The sequence below is a fragment of the Streptomyces sp. NPDC059454 genome (genome assembly GCF_042749965.1).
Taxonomy (GTDB): Bacteria; Actinomycetota; Actinomycetes; order Streptomycetales; family Streptomycetaceae; genus Streptomyces.
Window position 1 is genome coordinate 10,983 of sequence record NZ_JBHYVC010000040.1, and the last position, 20,496, is coordinate 31,478.

Genomic DNA, 20,496 nt, shown 5'->3' on the forward strand with positions numbered 1-20,496 from the left:
CCGCCCGGGGGGGGGGGCGGGGCCCCCCCCCCCCGGGCCCCCCCGCCGCGGGGGGGGGGGGCCCCCGTTCGGCCCCCCCCCCCCCCCCGGGGCTCCCTGCGCTCCTGGTGTGAACACACCCGATCGCGCGGCAGTCGCACGGTGGCCGGCTCCCCACCGTTTCGTCGTACGACTCCGGCACTCAACGGTCATGGAGAACCCTCGGCACCGTCAGCCCACCGGGGCGTATCGCGCTGCCCGGCGTACCCGCGCCTGTGCCGTTCGGAGATTCGTCTCCGCTGGTCAGGTCGCGTATCTGTACTCGTTGATCACGCTGCCGAGTATTCGGGGGCGTGGAAGCCGGTGAGCGGACGGGGTGACCATGGGCGTCGGGTGCGCCTGGGCAAGGAAAGGGGACTGTCCGCGAGCCTGGCGGGGGCGATGGCCGTTGTCATGCCGGGCGTAGGAATCGAGGGCATGCCTCGTGTGCGTCTCGTTCCAGATCAAGAGGTGGTCGAGGGCTTCGTGCCGCAGGGTTCCAATGATCCGTTCGCAGTGCGCGTTCATCCGAGGGGTCCGCGGTGCGGTCCTGTACCACCCGATACACCAGTGAGACGATCACCCGGACAGGGTTCCAGCAGACCGTGATGCCGCGCCAGAACCCCTCCGGGCAGCAGAGACGAGTTTCCGGACAGTACAGGCCGCCGGTGTGACATGGACGCCGCCGCAGCCGATGCCGAGCACCCGGCTTCGCGGTTCTCCGCGTCCTTCGCAATCATGCCGACGGGACTACCGGCGCGCGCGGTAGCGTCGGCCTCGGCCGAGCCTGTGCGGACGCGGGAGTGAGGAACATCGTGGCACGCAGACTCCTGGCGTTCGCCGACGCGCTGGTGCTTCTCGGTGCCGAACCGCCGCGGCTGGCGGCATTGGATCGGACGCTCGGTGGGGCGTTGAATCTGGCGACCGCTGGGGTCAGCGGCACGGTGATCGGCATGGCCGACGCCAGCGGACGCCTCCTCGGCCTCGGACGTGACGCGATCCGCGGCGTCGGCGCCCGTCTGGACCGTACCCAGGGGCGTGCGGAGCGGACCGATGTGCTCCGCGCGGCGCACACGGTCATCGTCGTGGTGGCCTTCTTCGAGGCGATGGAGGAGTTGGAGCTTCCGTTCGCCCTCGCCTAGGTGCGACTGACCCGGGACGAGCAACTCACCCTTGCCCGAACCGAATCGGGCCCGCCCCCGCAGACGTCGGATCTGGTGTCGCTGCTGCTCGCCACGGACCTGCCCTGCCCGGCACCGCACATACCGGCTTCGGCGCTCACCGCGATGCTGCTCGCGAGTTACGCGGACTACGCCCGCAGGTTCTGCGCCTTCCTGGAAGGCCTTGCCCTTTGGGAACACATGGACGCGTTGCGGCGCCTTCGGGCCCGTACGGCTCTCATGGATGATCTGCCGCGCGTGGCTCATGACCGATACCAGAGTCTGTACGTCGAGCTCGCCAAAGAGGCGCCCGAATTCGGCTTCTGGGTCACACACGTGGCGCAGCAGGCGATCCACACAGACGTCGGCCGTGCCCTGTCCGGGATCGAGACTCTCCTCACCCGCACCACCGAGGTGCTGCGCCCGCCGGCCGACGTGGCCTCCGCGCTGACACGCGCTCACCGGGCGGCGCTCGCTCACCCAGTGCTGGACGCCGCGTCGGCGCCGGACGGCATCAGGATCCCCACCCTTCAGGACCTCTACCTCGACCCGGACTTCCGCGTCAGTGCCGTCTCCGGGCAGGCCGCACCGGCCGACCACGAGTGGTGGGGACGGCTGCCCCTCCGTCGAGACCTCACCCGCTACCTGGCCGGGGCCCTCACCTCTCCTCAACTCGCCGAGGCGCCCCTGCTGATCCTGGGCCAGCCCGGTGCCGGCAAATCCGTCCTCACCCGGGTGCTCGCCGCACGGCTCCCCTCCGTCGGTTTCCTCCCCGTGCGCGTGCCGCTGCGGGACGTCCGGGTGGAGGACGAACTGCAGGACCAGATCGAACAGGCGATCCGCGCCTCCACCGGCGAACGGGTCAGCTGGCCGGAACTGGTACGCGCGGCAGGAGGCAGTACTCCCGTTCTGCTCCTGGACGGCTTCGACGAGTTGCTGCAGACGACCGGCGTCCACCAAACCAACTTCCTGGAGCGCGTGTCCCAGTTCCAACGGCGTGAGGCGGATCAGGGACGACCCGTGCTGGCCTTGGTGACGAGCCGGACCTCCGTGGCCGACCGTGCCCGATACCCCACCGGCATGGTCGTCCTGCGCCTGGAGCCCTTCCGCGCCGAGCAGATCACGACCTGGCTGGCCGTGTGGAACGAGGCCAACACGACCGGACCCTCGGCGCACGGCCGCGGCCCCCTCACCTGGCAGCACCTCGAACGGCACGCCGAACTAGGGACCGTATTGAGTTCCGATCAATGGGTGGCTCGGGTGAGGTCCTTGAGCCAGATCATCGAGGCGCGTAGGTGGAGGCCGGCGAGGTAGCTGTCGGGAGACTTGTCGTACCGGGTGGCGATGCCACGCCAGGCCTTCATCTTGTTGATCAGCCGCTCGACGGTGTTCCTCTCCTTGTAGAGCTCGGCGTCGAAGTCGACGGGCCTACCGCCCTGGGAGCCCTTCTTCTTGCGGTTGGCCAGCTGGTCCTTCTTCTCCGGGATGACCGCACGGATGCGGCGTTTGCGCAAGTGGGCGCGGTTGGCACGGGAAGAATAGGCCTTGTCGCCCGCCACGGCGTCCGGCCGGGTGCGCGGACGGCCCACGGGCAGACGGACGCGCATCTGGTTCAGGACGGGGATGAACTGAGGGCTGTCGGCGGCCTGCCCGGCGGTCAGGAGCAGCACCAGCGGGCGGCACCTGCGGTCGCCGGTGAGGTGGATCTTGCTGGTCTGCCCGCCCCGGGAGCGGCCCAGCGAAGCGGCCTTCAGCCGCAGCCGGTGCCGACGCCGGACGCGGCGCCACTCCTGCCGTCCGGGGTCGGTGTCGATGTCCTGTCCGGTTCGTCCGTTGTTGTCACCCCCTTTGACCTGGCTTTTTCTTCGGCCGCGGCCTTCTCCAGCGCGGTGAGGACGTCTGGGCTCAGGTGCATGCCGGCCGCGTCCTGGTGGGCGCGCACGGTGGTGGAGTCGATACTGACCAGGGACAGGTCCACCTCGTCCCGCCGGGCCGCCTCCGCGATCAGCCCCTCCAGCAGGGCCTGGAAGACGCCCGCGTCGCGCCACTGCCTAAAGCGGTTGTGCACGGTGGGCCAGGCACCGAACTCAGCCGGCATCTCCCGCCACTGCCCACCGGTCCTGAACCGCCAGATCACCCCCTCGAACTGCTGCCGCAACCGCTCGGGATACGGACCGAACCGGCCGATCGGCAGATAGGACTCGATGAACTCTCATTCAGCGTCGCTCAGTTGCACCTGCGTCATGACACCAGGTCTACCGGCTCACGCCGTGCCGCGAGGTCGAATCCCGCAGATTGATCACAACTGGATACGGTCCCTAACGAAAAACTCAGTAATCACTCGTCCGGTCACAGGCCCAGGACCGTCGCCACCAGTTCGCTGCGGCTGCGGACACCGGTCTTCGCGAACACACTCTTCAGATGGTCCTGCACGGTCGCCGCGGTGATGTGCAGTTCCACGGCGATGGTCCGCGACGGCAGACCGGCGACGACTCGCGCCAGCACGTCCCGCTCACGCGGTGTAAGCCCGTATGCGAGCAGCAGTATCTCGGCCACGTCGGCGGCCGGCGCCGGATGTACCGTCACGGCGATGGCCGCCGGGTGCGGGCCACCACTCAGCGGCGAGGCCTGGACGGAGAGCCACCGGCCCGAGCGGCCGCGGATGCGTCCGTACGCCGGCAGCTCAGCGCCTCTTCCCCGTGCGGCCACCTCCAGGATCGCGGACGGCAGTTCCGCCTGCGACGGGCCCAGCTCGTCCCGCCAGAGTTTCGCGGCCAGGTTCTCCGAAAACAGCCGCAAGTCCTGGTCGAGCAGGAGCACTCCGGCCTCGGACGGGCCCGCAGCGGTGTCGTCGGGTGCCCGGTGGGCGGCCCGGCGCAGGGCCGCACCGACCGGGGCGGACAGCCGCCGCAGGACGCCGACGTCGGCCGGGGTGAAGTCGGGCCGCCGGCCGCCGCGGAAGAGGGCGACGACGCCCCAGCAGCGGCCGTCCACCACGAAGCCCGCCCGCAGCTCGTGCCGTGCGTCGATCATCGGCAGCACGGTCCGGTAGCGGTGGCTGGATTCCGGATCACCGCCAGTGGCCGCACCGAGCGTGCCCGCGGACACCTCGGAGCGGGCCAGCGCCGCGAACTTCAGGACGTCGTCCACCAGGTACTCGTTGTGCGCGGCGGCCGCGGCCGCCTCCGGTACGAGCCCGGCGCTGACTTGGTCGGCGGTCAGCAGCGTCATCGGGTCGATCGTGCTGAAGCAGTAGGAGTCGGCCGGGATGAGGCGTGTCAGCCGGTCGGCGATCCGGCGGCGCAGTATTCGGGAGTCGAGGTCGAGACGGCAGATCGCCTCGATGTCGCGCACGGTCTCGCGCCGGATCATCGGGGAACTCACCCTTGCCACGGTATCCCAGAAATGTGGGAGGGCCGCCCGACCTCCAGGCGCCTACCGTGGGTCCGAGAAACCCCAGGTCACCGGAGGTACACCGACATGTCCCCGTCCATGCTCAACGTCGGACTGGATCCAGCGCTGGTGGACGACGCGCCCTCGTCACGGGCGGCGTTCCCTGAAATCGACGCCGAGGCGGTCCGGGCCGGAATGGCCGCGGGCCGGGCTCGGCTCGAGGAGCTCGGCCTCAGTGTCGATGTCTGCCTGCTCGACTACGGCCGCACGGCCGAGGCGGTCTTTCGCGCCGCGTTGACCGCCAAGGACTACGACATCGTGCTGATCGGCGCCGGCGTCCGGCTGGACCCGGAGCTGACCCCGCTGTTGGAGGTGCTGGTCAACACCACCCACGAGCTGGCACCCGGCGCGAAGCTCTGCTTCAACGTCAGCCCGACGACGGCTGTCGAAGCCGTCCAGCGGTGGTGGCCCGAACACAAGCCGCTGGTCTAGGCGCTCCATAGCACTCAAGAGACGATTCGATGAACGGGAGGCGGTCTTCCGCCATGTCTGCAAGAGCACTCGAGGACAAGGTCGCACTGGTCACCGGCGGCAGCCGGGGCATCGGCCGGGCGATCGCGGAGCGGCTCGCCCAGGACGGCGCCGCCGTCGGCGTCACCTACGCCCGCGACGAGACGGCGGCGAGCGAGACCGTCGAAAACATCCGCAAGAACGGAGGACGGGCCTTCGCACTCCAGGCGGGGCTGGGCGAACGCGGCGACGCGGCCCGCCTCTGGGCCGCCTTCGACGCCGCGGGCACGGAGCACGTGCCCGACGGGAAGCTCGACATCATCGTCAACAACGTCGGCATCGGGGATTTCGCATCCCTGGAGTCGTTGACCGAGGACGCCTTCGACAAGGTCTTCGCCGTGAACGTGCGTGCACCGTTCTTCGTCACGCAGCAGGGACTGCCGCGCCTGCGCGACGGGGGCCGGATCATCAACATCTCCAGCTCCGTGGCCCGCCTGGCCACGCCGGGAATGATCGCCTACGGCGCCACCAAGGGAGCCCTGGACAACTTCAGTCTCGCCCTCGCCAAGGAGCTGGGCCCCCGGGGCATCACGGTCAACTCGGTGGCCCCCGGAACCGTCCTCACCGATGCCAGCGCGGCCACCCTGCTGGGCGATCCGCATGCCGAGGCGCAAGCGGCGTCTCTTGCCGCCCTCGGCCGGATCGGGCGGCCGGAAGACATGGCCGACATCGTGGCCTTCCTCGCCTCCGACGACGCACGCTGGGTAACCGGCCAGGTCATCGACGCAACGGGAGGCATGGCCCTCTGACGTGCTAAGGAGAGGAACACCGTCGAGCGGCTGATCAACAAGATGAAGGCCTGGCGTGGCATCGCCACCCGGTACGACAAGTCTCCCGACAGCTACCTCGCCGGCCTCCACCTACGCGCCTCGATGATCTGCCTCAAGGACCTCACCCGAGCCACCCATTGATCGGAACTCAATACGGTCCCTAGCCTCCCAGCCCCTGCTGTTGACGATGCTCGCGTTGTACGACGCCGCCGAGGGCGCTCTGCGGCGCGCCGACGACGACTTCGACGTCACCGAGTTGTACGAGCAACTGCTGTCCTCCTTCGCCCGGCGCGAGGTCGGCAAAACGACACTCCATGCCCTCCCCGACGAGGACACGGCCGCCCTCGTCGAGCAGGAGCTGCAACGCCTGTCGCTCGTGGCCTTCGCCCAGCTGAACCGGGGCCGCCAGTGGGTGTCGGCCGACGAACTCGAGCAGGACCTCACCGCCGTACTGGGCAGGCAGCCGGTACGGCCACCGGGATTCCGCACCCCGCTCACCGCCGCCGAAACGGCGCTCGGCCGCTTCTTCTTCGTCCAGCGAGCCCAGTCAGTGCGGGACGGCCAGGTACTCGCCACCTACGAGTTCCTGCACGCGACCTTCGGCGAGTATCTGGCCGTACGCCTCACCCTGCACCTGCTCACCGACCTGCTCGCACCCCGCCCCGCGCTCTCCCTCGGGGACGCCCGCATCGACGACGACCTCGCCTACGCGCTGCTCTCCTACACCTCCCTGGCGTCCCGGCAAATGCTGCGCTTCGCGCGGTCGCTGACCGGCAGGCTGTCCGCGACTGAACGGCGCCGGCTGGCCCGGACCCTCATCCAGGTCCTGCCCCAGCACACGACCCGCACCGGCGACCAGCACCCGGCCTACCGGCCCGCTCTCCTGCGCACCACGACACGCCACGGCCTGTACGGTTCCAACCTCGTGCTCCTGACGGTGCTGCTCGCCGAGCGCTGCTCCGCCGCCGAGCTGTTCCCGGCCTCCGCGGACCCGCCGGGTGCCTGGCACCGGCACTGCCTGCTGTGGCGCTCGGCGATGAACGAGAGCCAGTGGACGGACTTCGCTCTGTCCCTCGACGTGCATCACACGTGGGACGACGAGGGCCGGGCCCTGGAGATATCGCTTCGCTCCGAGCCAGGCACCCCACCGCAGCCCCTCGACATGAACTGGCACTTCCGCTACCCGCGAGGCAGCGGAGGCCCAGGTTGGTCACGGTCGTACTGGGACGAGCTGTGGCACAAGACGGCCGTGTCCGGCGGAACCAATGACTCGGTGATGCGGCATGCCCTGGACCCGGTGTTCCGGTGGCTCGGCCAGGCCGTGACCGTGTTCAGTCCGGTCGACGGTGCTCCGGCCTCGTCACTCGCCCACGACCTGCTCGAACTGCTGCTGGCCGATCGCCCGACCATGAGCGACAGGGAGCTGGGCGATCTCTACGACCGGGCGGTCCGGGGAACGCGGCCGCTGATGGACATGCGCCACCCCCACCTGGTATCGGCCGTGCACACCCTTCTCACGGTCTTCGGCCAGGACAGGGGGCGGGTCCCCGGTGACGCGCACGACGACGTCCTGCTGTTTCTGGCACAGCTCATTCGGCTCATGTTCGGTGACAGCGAGAGGGTACAGCCGTTGCCGGTGACCGTCTCCGATGCGCTGTCCCATGCGCTGGCGTCCCACCGACCTCTGGTGCACGCCCTCGTATCGACGGAGGACCGGGCCCTGATCGCGCGCCACCACGATCCGGCCACCGGCCCACCGGAGTGAGCAGTCGGGCCGACGGCCGGCGAGGCAGTCGGTTGGCGGCCCTGACTGCTTCCAGCGGGTTCCACAGCATCTGCTCAGCGACGACGATCTCCTCGACCGGCCGGCAGACCAGCCGCGAGGTCGCCTCACGAGCGACCGCTTCGCCGTCATCCGGGTTGGACGCCTGATGACGGGCTGCCTCGATGAGTTGCCGGAACTGCTGCCTGTCCATGGAGGCGAAGCCTGCCACCCGGCCCCGCTTCCGCTCCGCGCCCACCCCGTTCCCCCGGGTCGGGTGGCCCCCGGCTGGACGCTCCACAGAATGCGGGTAACGGCCTCGTCGGACACACCGAACCGACGGGCGTAGCCTCGGAATCGCCGCGTATGTGACATACAGTCATCTTGTTTCAGGATACTGGCAGTTCAGCTTCACGGCCGGTCACTTCCCGTGCCTCTCCCTGCGGGCCTGCTGGAAGGCGTCGGAGATCGTCTCGACGGCTCCGGACAGGAGACCCTTCGTCGCACCGCGGGCCCCCGACTCCTTGATACGTCCCGGCAGTTCGGTTACTCCGGCAGGCTTGCGCGGGCCTGCCTCCAGGTCAAGACGGTTGCATGCCTCGGCGAAGCGCAGATAGGTGTCGACGCTGGCCACCACGATGCGCACGTCGATCTTCACTATCTCGATACCGACGAGCGAGACGCGTACGAAGGCGTCGATCACCAGGCCCCGGTCGAGGATCAGTTCCAGCACGTCGTAGAGGCCGCTGGACCCTCCCCCACCGCCTTGCTGCGCCACTACGGTCACCGCCACCAGCCCCTTCCCTCAGGTGGTGTGGGCCCGTACCGGCGACCTGCCGCACGCCCGGCCCGGCGGAATCCGGGATGCGCACGGGGAGGGCCTCGCACGGCCCACGGTTCTCGGCTGCCCGGCTGGCAGCGTCCTTCTTGCGGATTACCCCTGCTCCGCCACTCAAACAGACGTCCGAAACGGATCCGGTCCTCTGAAGCGGCGGGAAAGGGGCGGCCGTGCCCGGTTCAGCCCAGCCGTGGATGCAGGCCCGGACCGTGGCCGGTGAGCGGGGTCAGGGACAGGTCGGTCCGCTCCTCGCCTGGCTCCAGCAGGGTGTCCACTTCAAAGGATCAGCCTCAGAGATCACTTACACCACTCCAGCGGACGTGACGCGGTGCGCGGGCTCGGGAGTCCGCCACCTGTAGGGCGGCGAAGCCGGCGTGCGAGGGGTGAGGGAAAGTCGTGGTGAAGGCCGGCGGCTCCCCACGGTGCCGTATGCCGCGCATCTCCCCGTCGACCCGGTCGGTGCTCGGCCATCTGCAGCAGGGAGGGCTCTTTGAGCTCCCGCTGCTTGATGGGAGAGCTCACTCATCATGATTCCCGGTCATCCGGGCCCTGTGCGGTGGCCGACCTGAGCCCGTGGGCAAGGAGGCGCGCCCGATGCGACCTCGGTGAAGCGCTTCGGTCGTGAGCCGGGGACGCGGCCGAGGGCCGCAGCCAGGTGAGCGGTCCTTGCCGAAACGGCAAAGAAGATGGCCGGAGGCTCAACTCGACAGGCACATTTCATCCATGACCGATCAACAACAGACCATGCATGAGGTCATGAGCCTCCTGGCGCCGTCCATGGCTGCGGACGGCCCCGTTCACCAGGTTGCCACCCGGTTCGTGCAGACCTACAGCCTGACGCGTGTCGACCCCGACTTCCACGAGTTGTTCGCCGAGACCGTCGAGGTGTGGCACAGCTTCGACCACGAGACCGTCTCGCTGTCCGGCGGTGAGTTCGCGGGTGCGATGGTACGGATGCTCCGCGCGACCAAGGACATGGTCCGTGGCCACTGCGACCGGATCTGGTCCCTCACGGTTGACCACGACGGCTTCGCACTGGCCGCGACCGCCTCCGGTGAGCTGGAGGACGACACCCCGGTGCGCATCTCCCGCTGCCTGCTGGTGACCGTTCGCGATGGCCGCATCACCCGTATCGATGAGTTCGGCGACCAGCGGCAGCGCACACCACTCGACGAGGCCCTCCGAGCGGCCGGCCGATTCCGCAGCTAGACCCCAGCCCCGAACACCTCCCGGCAAGGATTCACCATGGACGTCTTCCTCACGGGCGCGAGCGGCTACATCGGCGGAGCCGTCGCCCAGCGCCTGATCCGCGACAAGCACACCATACGCGGCCTGACCCGCACCCCCGGCGTGGTCGATGCTCTCGCCGCGGCGGGCATCGAGCCGGTCGTCGGCGACCTCGACGACACCGCCCTGCTCGAGCGGGAAGCCCGGCGGGCGGACGCGGTCATCAACACCGCCAACAGCGATCACCGCGGCGCCGTCGAAACCTTCATCGCTGCGCTGCGCGGCTCGGGAAAGGTACTCGTCCACACCAGCGGAACCAGCGTCATCGGAGATGACGCCCAGGGGCAAAGCGCCTCCGGCACGGTCTTCGACGACTCCATTGCGTTCAGTCCGGGTAACCATCCCATCCGCCGTGCCCGCTACGACGTCGAGCGCACTGTCGTCGATGCCGGCGACACGGGGCTGCGCACGGTCGTACTGTGCAACTCGCTGATCTACGGCAACGGAACGGGCCCCCGCCCGCAGACGGTATTGATCCCACCGCTGGTCAACCAGGCCCTCAGCAGCGGCATCGTCCGCGTGGTCGGACGCGGCCTCAACCGATGGTCGACCGTACATCTCGACGACATGACCGACCTCTACCGGCTGACTCTCACCGAGCCCGCGGCCGCCGGGTTCTACTTCGTGGAGGGGGGCGAGGACGCCTCGTTCGCCGAGATCGGACAGGCAATCGCCCGCCGTCTTGGCCTGGGGCCGGTCGAGCCGTGGGACCTGGACTCTGCCGGGGCCGCGTGGGGTGAGGGATTCGCCCGCTATGCGCTCGGCACCAACAGCCGCGTCCGCGCCACCCGCGCTCGGGCTCTCGGCTGGCGACCCTCGCGTCCATCCGTCACCGACTGGATCGAACGCGACATGCCCCTGCCGTGATCCGGGCAATCCGGAGTGGGCACCGCGTCCATCAAACAGGGAGCGACCCTGCGCCGGGTTCCACGGCTCCGGCTGGGGATGTCTCGTCGGAACAGGACGTCGTTGCCGGTCAACCGGGGACCGGAAGTGCTTGCAGTCGCTCGAACGCGGTGGTGATCACCTGGGTCCAGGGCCAGTGGCGGGCCAGGCGGAGCCAGAGGCGGCGGCCAGTGGTGACGAGCTGGGCGGCGGTGGAGAAGAGCCCGGCCGCAGGCGCTCGGGCTCCCAGCGCCGTGCCTCGCCGGTGAGGGCCGGCATGGGCATCCGGGCCACCAGGTCCAGGGCGAGCTGGACGATCTCCGGCCAGACGCGGTTCTGGTCGGCTTCGTGCAGGGGCAGGTTCCGCAGCCCGGTGTCGCGGGCGGCTCGGATGCGGTCCTCGGCCCGTGCGCGTTGGCGGTGCCGCAGCTCCAGGGCCGCAATCAGGGCACCGGTGGCGTTGGTGGCGAAGCAGGTGATCCGCATGCCGTCGGCGTCGGCGATGTGCAACTGGGCTCCGGGGTGCGGCCGTTCTTTGCGGACGATCAGCCGCATGCCCTTCGGCCAGCCCTTGAGGACGTCACCGGCGAGTTCGGCGACCCACGCACCGTCGCGTATGGTGCCGTCAGGTTCGATCGCGGGCGTCCAGGCGGAGGCGGGGACGAGCGGGACGGCCTGATGGATGGCATCGGTGATGACCATCCCGACCGAGCAGGACAGCCACCGTCCCCGCTGCGTGAGCCAGTTCAGGAAGTCGTGGGTGCCGTCGGCGGAGTCGGTGCGGATCAGGGCCCGCCGTCCGCGCCGGTGCTGCTTCGGCAGTTGGGCCGGCGCCTGCCGGGCGATGGCGATGTGGTCGGCCGCGGTGTTGCTGCCCGCGTTGCCCGGCCGCAGCAGGCCCGCGACCGGCTCCCGGAGCCACCTGGGCCGTGGTCGACGAACGCGACCAGCGGGTGGTGGCCGAAGGTCCTCTTCCAGGTCGCGGCGGCGTCCTGCTTCCCCGAGTGGGCCTGGACCAGCACGCCGTCGATGTCCACGACCACCTCGCCGGCCGCATTCGGCGCCGCGCCACCGGCCAACTTCCAGAGCCGCTGCCGGACTTCGGAGCATGCCTGCCGGATCGCCGTGAGCGCGCGGGGACCGGCCGCGGCGAGGACGTCGACCAGCCGGGACACCGTCGGGTAGGAGGCGACCGGGCCGAACAGGTCGGGCTCGGCCCGCAGCATGGCCACGTCGGACAGGCAGTCCCCGCCCAGCGCGACGGCCAGGGCGAGGTCGAGCACGACCTTGCCGGGATCGTGCACCGCCCCTGGCCTGCGCCACGGCTCCAGCGCCGTCGGCAACGCGGCGTCCGGGCCGGTCCGGCGGACGGTCTCCGCCATCAGCACCGCGCCGGCCTGCGAGACAGCACCAGCCCCACCGCCCCGGACGCGCGGATAGAACCCACTACGCCTCTTCACTCGGGGAGTGCTTCTTCCTCTGCGGCAACTGGACCCTGGACAAGCCCTGTCGTCCCAGTTCAGAGGCGCTCTCCGTTTGGTTGATCAGGACCCGGACAAGCCCACGCGGGACCGTCTGACCGTCCGAAACGGCCGCGCATGCCAGTGTCGCGCTCGAGGACGGCCAGGCCGCTCAGCGGCAGGCGATGCTGTGACTTCCCGATAGAAGTCCGGCCAAGATCATCCCACTGCCCCTTTTGGGCTCACCTTGGCCAGACCCCCAGAACGCCATGACCGCGGCGACCACCACCCCGACCGCGGTAACAATGGCACCGAACGCCGCTGAAGAAATCCGACCGAGTTCCACCGTTTGCTATACAGACCCCCCGCTCGGGCGCGCGTCCAGTCGCCGGTAAGCGCGGCCGCGCACGGCCTCGATGAACGGGAGAGCGCGGGGTATCCGGGAGGCTACGACGCTGTCCCGACTCCCCTTCGAGGAGGTCTGCACCGTGCTCTCGCTCAAGCGCTTACTCGACCGCAGTCTGACCGCTCAGGCGACCCTGGTCTTCCTGCTGGGACTGAGCATCACGGCCCTGTTCCGCAGGGACGAGCACCCGGCCGTCTGGGTGTTCCAGAGCGCTCTCTACACCGGGATCGCCGTCGCGGTCCTGGCCGTCCAGCGCCGCCGGGCCGCCCGGGCCGTGGGCACCGACGCGGGCGGACTCGCCGATCTGAACCGGAAGATCCGGCACCATGAGGTGCCGCAGGACCCCGAGGAGCAGGCGGCCATGCGACGGCTGGCCGCCGAGCAGCTCGGCCAGATGGAGCGGGCGGGCAAGTGGCTGCCGTACTGGCTCGGCGCCATGGGCCTCGTCACGGTCGGCATGTTCGTCCTGGGGGCCGTCAGCGGATCCCTGGTCTTCCCCCTTCTCTTCGCGGCCGGCATGGTCGCACTGTGCTCCTGGGTCCTGTGGATGCGCCGCCGCTCCCTGGACCACCTCCGTTGGATGCGCCAGGCCCTACGACAGGAGTGAGCGGCCGGGGAGGGCGGGGGACGGTGGGCAAGTCCCCGAAATCGGCGGCCTTCCGAAGCGGTGAACCCGCGTGGCGGAGGTCTCGGCAGGGCAACGCGTGAGGACACTCCCAGCCCTACCCATCACGGCGCAGGGTGCGCCGGTTGACACCGAGGCGTTCGGCGAGTTCGGCCCCGGACCGGTCGCGGTGGGTCTGCAGCAGGGAGAGCAGCTTCAACAGCCGCCCGGAGGTCTCCAGCATGCCGTAAGACTGCCGGAAGGTGAGGACCGAAACTGGCCTGGGGACTGTTCTGAGTTCAGATCACGTGGGGGGTTGGAGGCCGCGGAGTCACAGGATGGCGCCGCGTAGGTGGAGTCCGGCGAGGTGGGCCAGTGGTGTCATATTCAGCTCATTGGGTGGCATCCGATGGCTCATACCAGAGGCTCGTCATCGGCGAGCGCACGGTCCAGCCCAGCGAGGAGTAAAGCGCCCGGCCGTCGGGCGTGCCGACCAGGAGGCCAGTCTCCGCACCTGCCTCGTACGCGGTGCTCTGCAGCGTGCGCATCACCAGGCCGCCGAGGCCCTTGCGCCGGTGCTCGGCGGCGGTCTCGACCTGGTCGGCCACGGCATGGGCGCCTACCTGGGCGATCTGTCCACGGGCGGCGAAGTGCCCGGCACGCGTGCGGACCAATACCCGGCTGACGCCGCCCCGGGTCCAACTGGTGAGCGTGTACCCGCCCGGCACCTCGGGGCGCTCCGGTACCAGGTGACAGGTCATCAGAAAACCGGGGCTGTCGCGCCGCCAGCCCGGCCCGACCCAGGGCAGGACCGCCTGGTCCTCGGCGAACAGCTTCAGCCACGTCCCGGGCGCGCTCGTCGCGGCGACGATCTTGCGCACATCGGCCTCGGAGGGCTCCGGCAGAACGTGCCGGGCGACGTGCTCGGGTCGCCCGACGTCGATCGTCCACCCCCACGGCTCGTCGACCGGGTCCGAGCTGCCGCGGGAGACGACCCAGCCGTTGATCCACATCCGCACGAGCTCACTGATCCTGGTGTCCGGCATCGCCGCCCGCCCCCTGAATGGTAATAGGTGATAGTACAAAATGGACCTTACGCAACAGGGGGAGGATTTGACCATAGGAGCAGGTCGCTCGGCCAAGGACCACGAGCGATTGCCATGGGTAGCCACTGGGACTGTTCCGAACCGGACTGGGAGTCCGTGGCGGGACGTCCCTGAGCGCTACGGATCCTGGTCGACCGTCTCGGCCGGTTCCAGCTGTGGGTGGCGGCTGGAACCCTTCAGGCATGGATGGACGGGATGATCGCCAAGGCCGCCACGCGGGGCAGGTCGACCTCAGCCCGGTCAGCGTGGACTCCACGGTGGCCCGCGCGCACCACCACGCGGCCGGGATGGTCGTCGACCCGGAGTTGCTGCGGAATCCGGAGAAGGCCGTCGCGGAGGAAAAAGGGGCTTCACCAAGGGGCAGAACAAACCGCTACTGGCGGTGCCCGACCCGACCGACGAGACGGACGACGCGACTCGCGAGCAACGCCGCCGCGTGCGCCGCCGCAAGGCCCGGCTCCGCGCGGCTGAGCCGGGGCGCTCGCGCGGCGGGCTGACCACCAGGACCCACCTTGCGGCCGAGCGCCACTGTCGGCCGTTGTCCTTCATGCTCACGCCCGGGCAGGCCGCCGACGCCGCTGTCCGACCCCGGTACCCACGGAGGTGATCCGGCCGATGCGCTCCACCTGGTCGTCCCCTCGCTGCCGGGATTCGCCTTCTCCACCCCACTGGCCGGACCGGTCATGGCCCGGCAGGCCGGCGAGATGCTGGGGGTGGATATCAGCGTGCGGGCCAGACTGGAGCCGCTGTGCGGGAAGCCGGCCAGGCCGGCCGACCGCGGCTGGCTTCGGAAACTTCCCGACGGCCGGTTCACCGCTCGCCTGTGACCAGGGACGCTGCCGCCCTGATGGCGCTCGTTGATCGAATTCCCCACCCCTCAGGCTGTTCCCCGGGTCTGCTCATCCGGGACGTCTTCTCTGCCCGTGCAGCGGTCCGTACGACTTTGATGGTGCGGGAGCGCGGGGCGCGCCTACGGCAGCGGGGTTTGCACGTGCCGTAGCGGCATGTGGTCCAGTAGGCGGCGAGCACGACATTGAGAGGTTCCCTCGCATGCCCCTTCCTGCTGTTCCCCGCCGGGTCAAGATCGGCGATGCCGCCGCGTTCGCCGGAACCACACCCCGCGCCATCCGCCACTACCACGCCATCGGGCTCCTCGCCGAACCGGAACGCGGCAGCGACGACCGCCGCCGCTACGGATACGACGACATGATCCGCTTGCTGTGGATCCGCAGGATGGCTGATGCGGGTATCTCCCTGGACGACATCCGGGCCGGCTTCGAGGGCGCCACCGGCATCGAGCAGTCCCTGGCCCGGCTGGAGGAGTCCCTCGTCTCCAAGGCTGCCGCCATCGAGGCCCAGCGGGCCGCCGTGCACCGTCTCCGCGAGGTGGGCAGCCCCCTGGGCCTGCTCTCACCGCTGGTCAGTGGCCGCCTGCGCGATCTGCCGCCCGAAGCCCTGCGCCTGGCCGATCTCGATACCCTCCTGGTCACGGAGCGTATCCTCGGCTCCCTGGGCGCCGCCGTCCAGGCCGACCGGTTCATCGTCCTGGCCATCCACCCCGAACTGCGGGCCGAGGAGGACCGACTGGCCGAGGCCGAGGCGGCCCTGGACGACACCATGTCCCCCGACGACCCCCGCATCGAAGACCTGGCCGCCCAGCGGTGTGCTCACGAGACCGCCCTGGCAGCCGCCATCGAAAGATCCGGCCTGGAAGAGGCCCTCAACAGCCTCCTGGACCGGGAGGACGAGCACACCGGCGAGGAGGAAGGCGGAGCGAGGATGAGCGTGATGGAGGCCATCGGCAAGATGCCGTACGACTTCTCCCCGGCCCGCGTCCGGTACGAGGAACGTGTCATCGAACTGCTTCACTCGGCCGATCAGGACGGCGACACCCCACGGACCCGCTGACTGGAATCGGCGCCCACCAGGGCCCGGACAACCGGGCCGGGAACTCCCACCGGCCGACGAGGCAACGCGAGCGCGCGATGAAAGGCTTCCGATCGGTAGGTGCCGCACAACGGTTCCTGGCCGCGTTCAGCGGCATCTCACCCCACATCCGACCTCGCCGTCCCCTCCTCACCGCCCCGAACTACCGCGCCGATATGATCACCCGCATCGCCGGCCTGCCCGCCGCAACCTGAGCCGCTGTTACCACCGAAGCCGAAACGCGCCGAACCGGCTCACCCCCTCGAGCACTCGCTCAACCTGGCGACGCCGGCGCGGTAGTCGACCTCGCATCCGTCGCCCCCGGCCGGGGGCGACGGGCCAACGCCCCCTCGCGCGTCACCCGTTGTGGGAGTACCACGCCAGGCAGCGGCGCCACACCGCAAGGCCGGACAGTACGGCCAACAGGGCGACCAGCGGTGACAGATGGACCAGTACGGGCGAGACGGGCACCGTGTCGGCGTGACCGGTCAGCCATGCCGCCGGGTAGTAGCCGGCGAACGCGATCGGGATGCCGAACGTGAAGGCGCCCTGCAGGACCGCCGGAAACACACTCAGCGGGTAGTTGCCGAAGTTGCCCGCGGTGTTGTCGAGCCAGAAGAACAGGGACTCACTGCCCCGGAACCGCAGCACCAGACCCGCGATGTGCAGGTTGAGCCCCAGCTCGATCACCGTGGCGGCGGCGACCGCGACCGCCAGGAAGCACAGCGCGGCCGGCGACCAGGTGACGTCCAGCAGGGACAGGCACACGGTCAGCGACGCTCCGGCCACCACCAGGTCCCCCAGGGCGTTGATCGGCGCCTCGTACGTGAACACCTGGAGCAGCACCGGTGCCGGACGCGTGCGGAAGGCCTCGAAGCGGCCCTCCCGCAACAGGTGCGGGATCAGCCCGAGATTGCCGAAGAACAGCATGTACAGTCCGTGTCCGAGCATCCGGATACTGCTGATCAACAGGATTTCCCCGAGGCCCCAGCCGCCGAGCGAGGGGAACCGGCTGAAGATGACCGTCGCGAAGAGAAGCACCGTGATCTGGTAGGTCACACCGTTGGCGACGGCCATCGCAAAGTCCGCCCGGTTGGCGAGCTGGCTGCGCAGACCGGCCCGCATGATCACGGCGGCCAGCCGCAGCCTGCCCACCCGGCGGGCGGGCGCGGCGGTGCCGGGAGTCGTCGTCATCCGCGTCACCCTCCCAGCACGAGCAGTCGGCGGGCCGCGCGCTGCCACATCACGCGGCTCAGCAGGGCCAGTACGACGCACCACAGGGCCTGCTCGGCGACGTACGGCCAGCACTCCGCCGCGGGGATACGCCCCGTGTACAGCGAGACCGGCACGTTGACGGTCGCCGCGAACGGAAGGTGGACGGCGACGGCGCGCAGCCAGTCCGGGAAGAACCACAGTGGGATCAGTCCGCCCGACAGCAGCAGTTGGGCGAAGGCCGCCAGCCGGTTCACACCGAAGGAGGTGATGGTCCAGAAGCTGGTCAGGTCTACCAGCAGGCCGATCTGGTAGAAGACGATCTGACCGAGTCCGTAGGCCAGCACGGTGACCGCCGCGGCGGCCGGGGACGGCGGCAGCGCGACCAGCCCGCAGGCCACGCCCACCGCCAGGCCGGCCAGCAGCCAGGCCGTGGCGTACAGGCTCTCGCCCAGGCCGCGCCAGGCGCAGTAGCGGCGGGCGGAGAGCGGGCGGACGAACCAGAACACCACCGATCCGTCACGGATCTTGCTCTGCGCGGTCTCCTGGGAGGCCCCCTCCATGATGACCCGGCCGGTCCCCATGAGCGTGGCGAGCACCGAGTAGGTGATGGCCTGGGACATGTCGAGGCCGACGACCGTCTCGCCGCTCTCGCCGTACAGCGCGCGCCACAACAGTACGTACAGGAAGACCTGTGTGACGATCACGAAGGCCGTCGCGGCGATGCGCGGCCGGTAGGCCCACTCGGTGCGCGGCACCAGAGTCATGAGGCGGTGTGCGCGGGGGGACGGCCACGACGCCGGGTCGGGCCGGTCGGCCGGCTGCGAGGCGGGGGCGGAGCGGTCGGTGAGGCTCACGTGGCCACCCCCGCAGCTCCGGTCGCCGGCTCAGGGCGAGCGCGCCGGTGCAGGGCGCGCAGGACGTCCTCGGCCGTCGCCCCCTCGTAGCGCACCGAGCGGACCGGGTGCGCGGCGAGCAGCTCGGCGGTGACCTCCGCCCGGTCCGCCCCGGGGAGCGGCCTGACCCGCACGGTCGCCCCCTTGACGGACACGACCGTGGCCCGGACCAGGTCCAGCGGCGGCGGTGGCGTCTCGAACTCGACGAGGAACGACTGTTCGGCGTCGGCGGCGACGGCCAGCCGGTCACGCTGCCCGTCGTGCACGACCCGTCCGCGGTCGATGACGACGATACGGCGGCACAGTGCCTCGACCTCCGCCATGTCATGGGTCGTCAGCACCACCGAGTGGTCGCCGGTGGCGGCCAGCCGTGACAGCAGCTCCCGCACCTGGTCCTTGACCATGACGTCCAGGCCGATGGTGGGTTCGTCGAGGAAGAGGACCCGCGGCCGGTACAGCAGGGCGGCGGCCAGATCGCACCGCACTCGCTGGCCCAGTGAGAGGAACCGTACCGGGGTGTCCCAGAATTCGGAGAGGGTGAGTACGTCGTCGAGTTCGGTCAGTGTCTCCCGCCAGACCTCGTCGGGCAGCCCGTAGACGTCGCGGAGGATGGAGAAGGAGTCCCGTGCGGGCAGGTCCCACCACAACTGTGTGCGCTGCCCGAAGGTGACGCCCATGTTCCGGGCGTTGCGCTCCCGGTCGGCGTAGGGGTCGAGCCCGCAGACCCGGACCGTGCCGGTGTCCGGCAGCAGCAGGCCCGTCATCAGTTTGATCAGGGTGGACTTGCCGGCCCCGTTCTGTCCGAGCAGCCCGACGAACTCGCCCCGCGAGATGCGGAGGTGGACGTCGTCCAGTGCGACCGCGCGTTCCGTCGGCCGGTGGAAGGGGCGGCGGATGCTCCAGGCGCCGGCGGCGCCCCAGGTGCGGAACGTCTTGGTGACGCCGGTGACCTCGATCACCGGATCGGCACCGCTCATGAAGTGCTCCCGGACGGCGCCGGGCCGGTGCCTTTGGCCGTGACGTCCTGGGCGCCCCGCAGCACCGCGGCCTCCACCAGCGGGTGCAGCAGCTCCCCCACGGCCGTCAGCCAGCGCACCGGGACGACCCGGCGCAGCGCGCCCGGCACGAGTGTGGCCAGGGCCGTGCGGGCGGCGGGCCGTGTGGGGTCGGGGAATCTTCCGTCGGGCGCGCCGAGGTCCCGGGTGACCACACCGAGCGTGTAGGCGGTGCTCCACACCTCGGCGAGCAGGACGTCACTGACCCGGTCGTGCACGAACGCGCGGTGCGGGAGGGTCTCCAGCGCCTGCCGCAGCGCTCCCACGATCTGTTCCCGCCCGATGCCCCGCTCCGCCAGTGCCTCCTCCGCCGGCACCCGGCGCCAGCCGTCGGCGGCGGCGGGGTCGTGCAGGTAGACCACGGCGAGCTGCTCCCACCAGCAGAAGTACGGCACGGCGGTCATCGCCGGGAGGACGGAGCCGCCCGGGTCGGCGGCTGCGGACAGACAGGCGGCGCTGCGCGGGCCCATGACCTCGTTGCCCACGAGACTGGGCGGATTGGCGTGGTCGACCGGTCCGGCCACGGGGACGAGTTTGTCCACCCCCCGCAGGTGGTCGAGCAGGGTGACGTCGTCGGTCGCCTCGGGCGTGGCCTTCGCGGCCGCGTACTCCTCGAAGCCGAGAGCAAGCGGTGCGGGCAGCACCAGGGCCACCGACGGCAGGTAGTCGTCCACCACGGGCGCCCACGCGTGGCCGAGCAGCGCGGCGGCGCGGACGGCGTTCGCGGTGCGCGAGCCCCACTCCGTGAACAGGCTCAGGGACGCCTCCGGCCGCGCCGCCGCCAGCGCGGCGACCGTGCTCGCGAACCCCGGGAGCGGCAACGCGTCGTCCTGGACGACCAGGTGGTGCGTGGCGCCCGGTGCCACCGCCTGCCAGGCGCGGCGGGCGGTGCGCAGCGCCGACGGCGGCCCCCCGGGCTCCGGGTCGGTCACGATCCGCGCAGCCAGCGCGGGATGGGCCTCGCTCAACGCCCGTGCCGCGGCCGCGCGTTGCGGATGAGCCATGATCACGGTGGACAGGAGCGGGTCTGAGGGGTGCGGTGTCATTCTCAGGTCTTTCTCGTGGGCGGCGGGGTCGGAGGCTGAAGTCGGGGGTGGCGGGGCGAGGGGCGGCGACGGGAGTAACGTCTGTGCGGGCGGGCCCGGCCC

Annotated in this window: 15 protein-coding genes and 7 pseudogenes; 11 read left to right on the forward strand and 11 right to left on the reverse strand. The window is 70.3% G+C overall.

Features of this window, described 5'->3' with window-relative positions; translation table 11 throughout:
- Nucleotides 1–282 precede the first annotated feature (282 nt).
- Nucleotides 283–546, reverse strand: coding sequence for a hypothetical protein (locus tag ACFXAE_RS24370; protein ID WP_384718412.1), 264 nt, complete (start codon nucleotides 544–546; stop codon nucleotides 283–285).
- A 287-nt stretch (nucleotides 547–833) separates the two neighbouring features.
- Here ACFXAE_RS24370 and ACFXAE_RS24375 point away from each other — a divergent pair.
- Nucleotides 834–2,492 (forward strand): annotated as a pseudogene (locus ACFXAE_RS24375) (NACHT domain-containing protein).
- Here ACFXAE_RS24375 and ACFXAE_RS24380 read toward each other — a convergent pair.
- Nucleotides 2,423–3,384: pseudogene (locus ACFXAE_RS24380) on the reverse strand (IS5 family transposase). The pseudogenes ACFXAE_RS24375 and ACFXAE_RS24380 sit on opposite strands and share 70 nt — an antisense overlap.
- Nucleotides 3,385–3,527: 143 nt before the next feature.
- A complete protein-coding gene (locus ACFXAE_RS24385) occupies nucleotides 3,528–4,562 on the reverse strand; it encodes a LuxR C-terminal-related transcriptional regulator (RefSeq protein ID WP_384718414.1) in 1,035 nt (344 codons plus the stop codon).
- A gap of 96 nt (nucleotides 4,563–4,658) precedes the next feature.
- Here ACFXAE_RS24385 and ACFXAE_RS24390 point away from each other — a divergent pair, with 96 nt between their 5' ends.
- The 4 genes and pseudogenes from ACFXAE_RS24390 to ACFXAE_RS24405 all read left to right on the forward strand — a co-directional run bounded on the left by ACFXAE_RS24390 (nucleotide 4,659) and on the right by ACFXAE_RS24405 (nucleotide 7,676).
- Entirely contained in the window at nucleotides 4,659–5,063 is a 405-nt protein-coding gene (locus tag ACFXAE_RS24390; RefSeq protein ID WP_056792618.1) for a hypothetical protein, read from the forward strand.
- A gap of 53 nt (nucleotides 5,064–5,116) precedes the next feature.
- Nucleotides 5,117–5,890, forward strand: a complete 774-nt coding sequence (locus ACFXAE_RS24395; RefSeq protein ID WP_055512680.1) for a glucose 1-dehydrogenase — start codon at nucleotides 5,117–5,119, stop codon at nucleotides 5,888–5,890.
- A gap of 6 nt (nucleotides 5,891–5,896) precedes the next feature.
- A pseudogene (locus ACFXAE_RS24400) lies at nucleotides 5,897–6,052 on the forward strand (IS5/IS1182 family transposase); the annotation flags it as partial.
- 46 nt (nucleotides 6,053–6,098) lie between these two features.
- On the forward strand, nucleotides 6,099–7,676 hold the full coding sequence (locus ACFXAE_RS24405; RefSeq protein WP_384718417.1) for a hypothetical protein: 1,578 nt from the start codon (nucleotides 6,099–6,101) through the stop codon (nucleotides 7,674–7,676).
- A 418-nt stretch (nucleotides 7,677–8,094) separates the two neighbouring features.
- On the opposite strand, the gene gvpJ is transcribed toward ACFXAE_RS24405, so the two are convergent.
- Nucleotides 8,095–8,460: a gas vesicle protein GvpJ gene (gvpJ, locus tag ACFXAE_RS24410; RefSeq protein ID WP_384718497.1), complete on the reverse strand. Its 366-nt coding sequence runs from the start codon at nucleotides 8,458–8,460 to the stop codon at nucleotides 8,095–8,097.
- Nucleotides 8,461–9,234: 774 nt separating this feature from the next.
- On the opposite strand from gvpJ, the gene ACFXAE_RS24415 reads away from it, so the two are divergent.
- Both ACFXAE_RS24415 and ACFXAE_RS24420 read left to right on the forward strand, forming a co-directional pair.
- A complete protein-coding gene (locus ACFXAE_RS24415; protein ID WP_384718419.1) occupies nucleotides 9,235–9,720 on the forward strand; it encodes a hypothetical protein in 486 nt (161 codons plus the stop codon).
- Nucleotides 9,721–9,756: 36 nt separating this feature from the next.
- A complete protein-coding gene (locus ACFXAE_RS24420) occupies nucleotides 9,757–10,665 on the forward strand; it encodes an NAD-dependent epimerase/dehydratase family protein (RefSeq protein ID WP_384718421.1) in 909 nt (302 codons plus the stop codon).
- 109 nt (nucleotides 10,666–10,774) lie between these two features.
- Here the strand turns inward: ACFXAE_RS24420 and ACFXAE_RS24425 are convergent.
- Nucleotides 10,775–12,143: pseudogene (locus ACFXAE_RS24425) on the reverse strand (IS1380 family transposase).
- 488 nt (nucleotides 12,144–12,631) lie between these two features.
- Here ACFXAE_RS24425 and ACFXAE_RS24430 point away from each other — a divergent pair.
- Nucleotides 12,632–13,156 (forward strand): hypothetical protein, encoded by a 525-nt coding sequence (locus tag ACFXAE_RS24430; RefSeq protein ID WP_384718423.1) that lies wholly within the window; start codon nucleotides 12,632–12,634, stop codon nucleotides 13,154–13,156.
- 121 nt (nucleotides 13,157–13,277) lie between these two features.
- On the opposite strand, the pseudogene ACFXAE_RS24435 reads toward ACFXAE_RS24430, so the two are convergent.
- A pseudogene (locus ACFXAE_RS24435) lies at nucleotides 13,278–13,397 on the reverse strand (HTH domain-containing protein); the annotation flags it as partial.
- 148 nt (nucleotides 13,398–13,545) lie between these two features.
- Nucleotides 13,546–14,199, reverse strand: a complete 654-nt coding sequence (locus tag ACFXAE_RS24440; RefSeq protein ID WP_384718425.1) for a GNAT family N-acetyltransferase — start codon at nucleotides 14,197–14,199, stop codon at nucleotides 13,546–13,548.
- Between the two features lie 142 nt (nucleotides 14,200–14,341).
- On the opposite strand from ACFXAE_RS24440, the pseudogene ACFXAE_RS24445 reads away from it, so the two are divergent.
- The 3 genes and pseudogenes from ACFXAE_RS24445 to ACFXAE_RS24455 form a co-directional block, all read left to right on the forward strand.
- A pseudogene (locus tag ACFXAE_RS24445) lies at nucleotides 14,342–14,431 on the forward strand (transposase); the annotation flags it as partial.
- An 878-nt stretch (nucleotides 14,432–15,309) separates the two neighbouring features.
- On the forward strand, nucleotides 15,310–16,167 hold the full coding sequence (locus ACFXAE_RS24450; protein ID WP_384718427.1) for a MerR family transcriptional regulator: 858 nt from the start codon (nucleotides 15,310–15,312) through the stop codon (nucleotides 16,165–16,167).
- Between the two features lie 11 nt (nucleotides 16,168–16,178).
- Nucleotides 16,179–16,400 (forward strand): annotated as a pseudogene (locus ACFXAE_RS24455) (IS6 family transposase); the annotation flags it as partial.
- 142 nt (nucleotides 16,401–16,542) lie between these two features.
- Here ACFXAE_RS24455 and ACFXAE_RS24460 read toward each other — a convergent pair.
- From ACFXAE_RS24460 to ACFXAE_RS24475, 4 genes are read right to left on the reverse strand one after another with little or no spacing between them, the layout of a single operon-like run.
- Complete coding sequence (locus ACFXAE_RS24460; RefSeq protein WP_384718429.1) at nucleotides 16,543–17,379, reverse strand: ABC transporter permease; 837 nt, start codon at nucleotides 17,377–17,379, stop codon at nucleotides 16,543–16,545.
- 5 nt (nucleotides 17,380–17,384) lie between these two features.
- Nucleotides 17,385–18,254, reverse strand: a complete 870-nt coding sequence (locus tag ACFXAE_RS24465) for an ABC transporter permease (protein WP_384718431.1) — start codon at nucleotides 18,252–18,254, stop codon at nucleotides 17,385–17,387.
- Nucleotides 18,251–19,270 (reverse strand): ATP-binding cassette domain-containing protein, encoded by a 1,020-nt coding sequence (locus ACFXAE_RS24470; RefSeq protein ID WP_384718433.1) that lies wholly within the window; start codon nucleotides 19,268–19,270, stop codon nucleotides 18,251–18,253. Before ACFXAE_RS24470 ends, ACFXAE_RS24465 begins: the two co-directional genes overlap by 4 nt.
- On the reverse strand, nucleotides 19,267–20,352 hold the full coding sequence (locus ACFXAE_RS24475) for a hypothetical protein (protein WP_384718435.1): 1,086 nt from the start codon (nucleotides 20,350–20,352) through the stop codon (nucleotides 19,267–19,269). The genes ACFXAE_RS24470 and ACFXAE_RS24475 overlap by 4 nt, the downstream gene beginning before the upstream one ends.
- Nucleotides 20,353–20,496 lie beyond the last annotated feature (144 nt).

Excerpts from the sequence above, each read along its gene's own strand:
- ACFXAE_RS24370 (WP_384718412.1), bottom strand. The coding sequence starts at position 546 with ATGAACGCGCACTGCGAACGGATCATTGGAACCCTGCGGCACGAAGCC.
- ACFXAE_RS24390 (WP_056792618.1), top strand. The coding sequence starts at position 4,659 with ATGTCCCCGTCCATGCTCAACGTCGGACTGGATCCAGCGCTGGTGGAC.
- ACFXAE_RS24395 (WP_055512680.1), top strand. The coding sequence starts at position 5,117 with ATGTCTGCAAGAGCACTCGAGGACAAGGTCGCACTGGTCACCGGCGGC.
- ACFXAE_RS24405 (WP_384718417.1), top strand. The coding sequence starts at position 6,099 with ATGCTCGCGTTGTACGACGCCGCCGAGGGCGCTCTGCGGCGCGCCGAC.
- ACFXAE_RS24415 (WP_384718419.1), top strand. The coding sequence starts at position 9,235 with ATGACCGATCAACAACAGACCATGCATGAGGTCATGAGCCTCCTGGCG.
- ACFXAE_RS24420 (WP_384718421.1), top strand. The coding sequence starts at position 9,757 with ATGGACGTCTTCCTCACGGGCGCGAGCGGCTACATCGGCGGAGCCGTC.
- ACFXAE_RS24440 (WP_384718425.1), bottom strand. The coding sequence starts at position 14,199 with ATGCCGGACACCAGGATCAGTGAGCTCGTGCGGATGTGGATCAACGGC.
- ACFXAE_RS24450 (WP_384718427.1), top strand. The coding sequence starts at position 15,310 with ATGCCCCTTCCTGCTGTTCCCCGCCGGGTCAAGATCGGCGATGCCGCC.
- ACFXAE_RS24460 (WP_384718429.1), bottom strand. The coding sequence starts at position 17,379 with ATGACGACGACTCCCGGCACCGCCGCGCCCGCCCGCCGGGTGGGCAGG.
- ACFXAE_RS24470 (WP_384718433.1), bottom strand. The coding sequence starts at position 19,270 with ATGAGCGGTGCCGATCCGGTGATCGAGGTCACCGGCGTCACCAAGACG.
- ACFXAE_RS24475 (WP_384718435.1), bottom strand. The coding sequence starts at position 20,352 with ATGGCTCATCCGCAACGCGCGGCCGCGGCACGGGCGTTGAGCGAGGCC.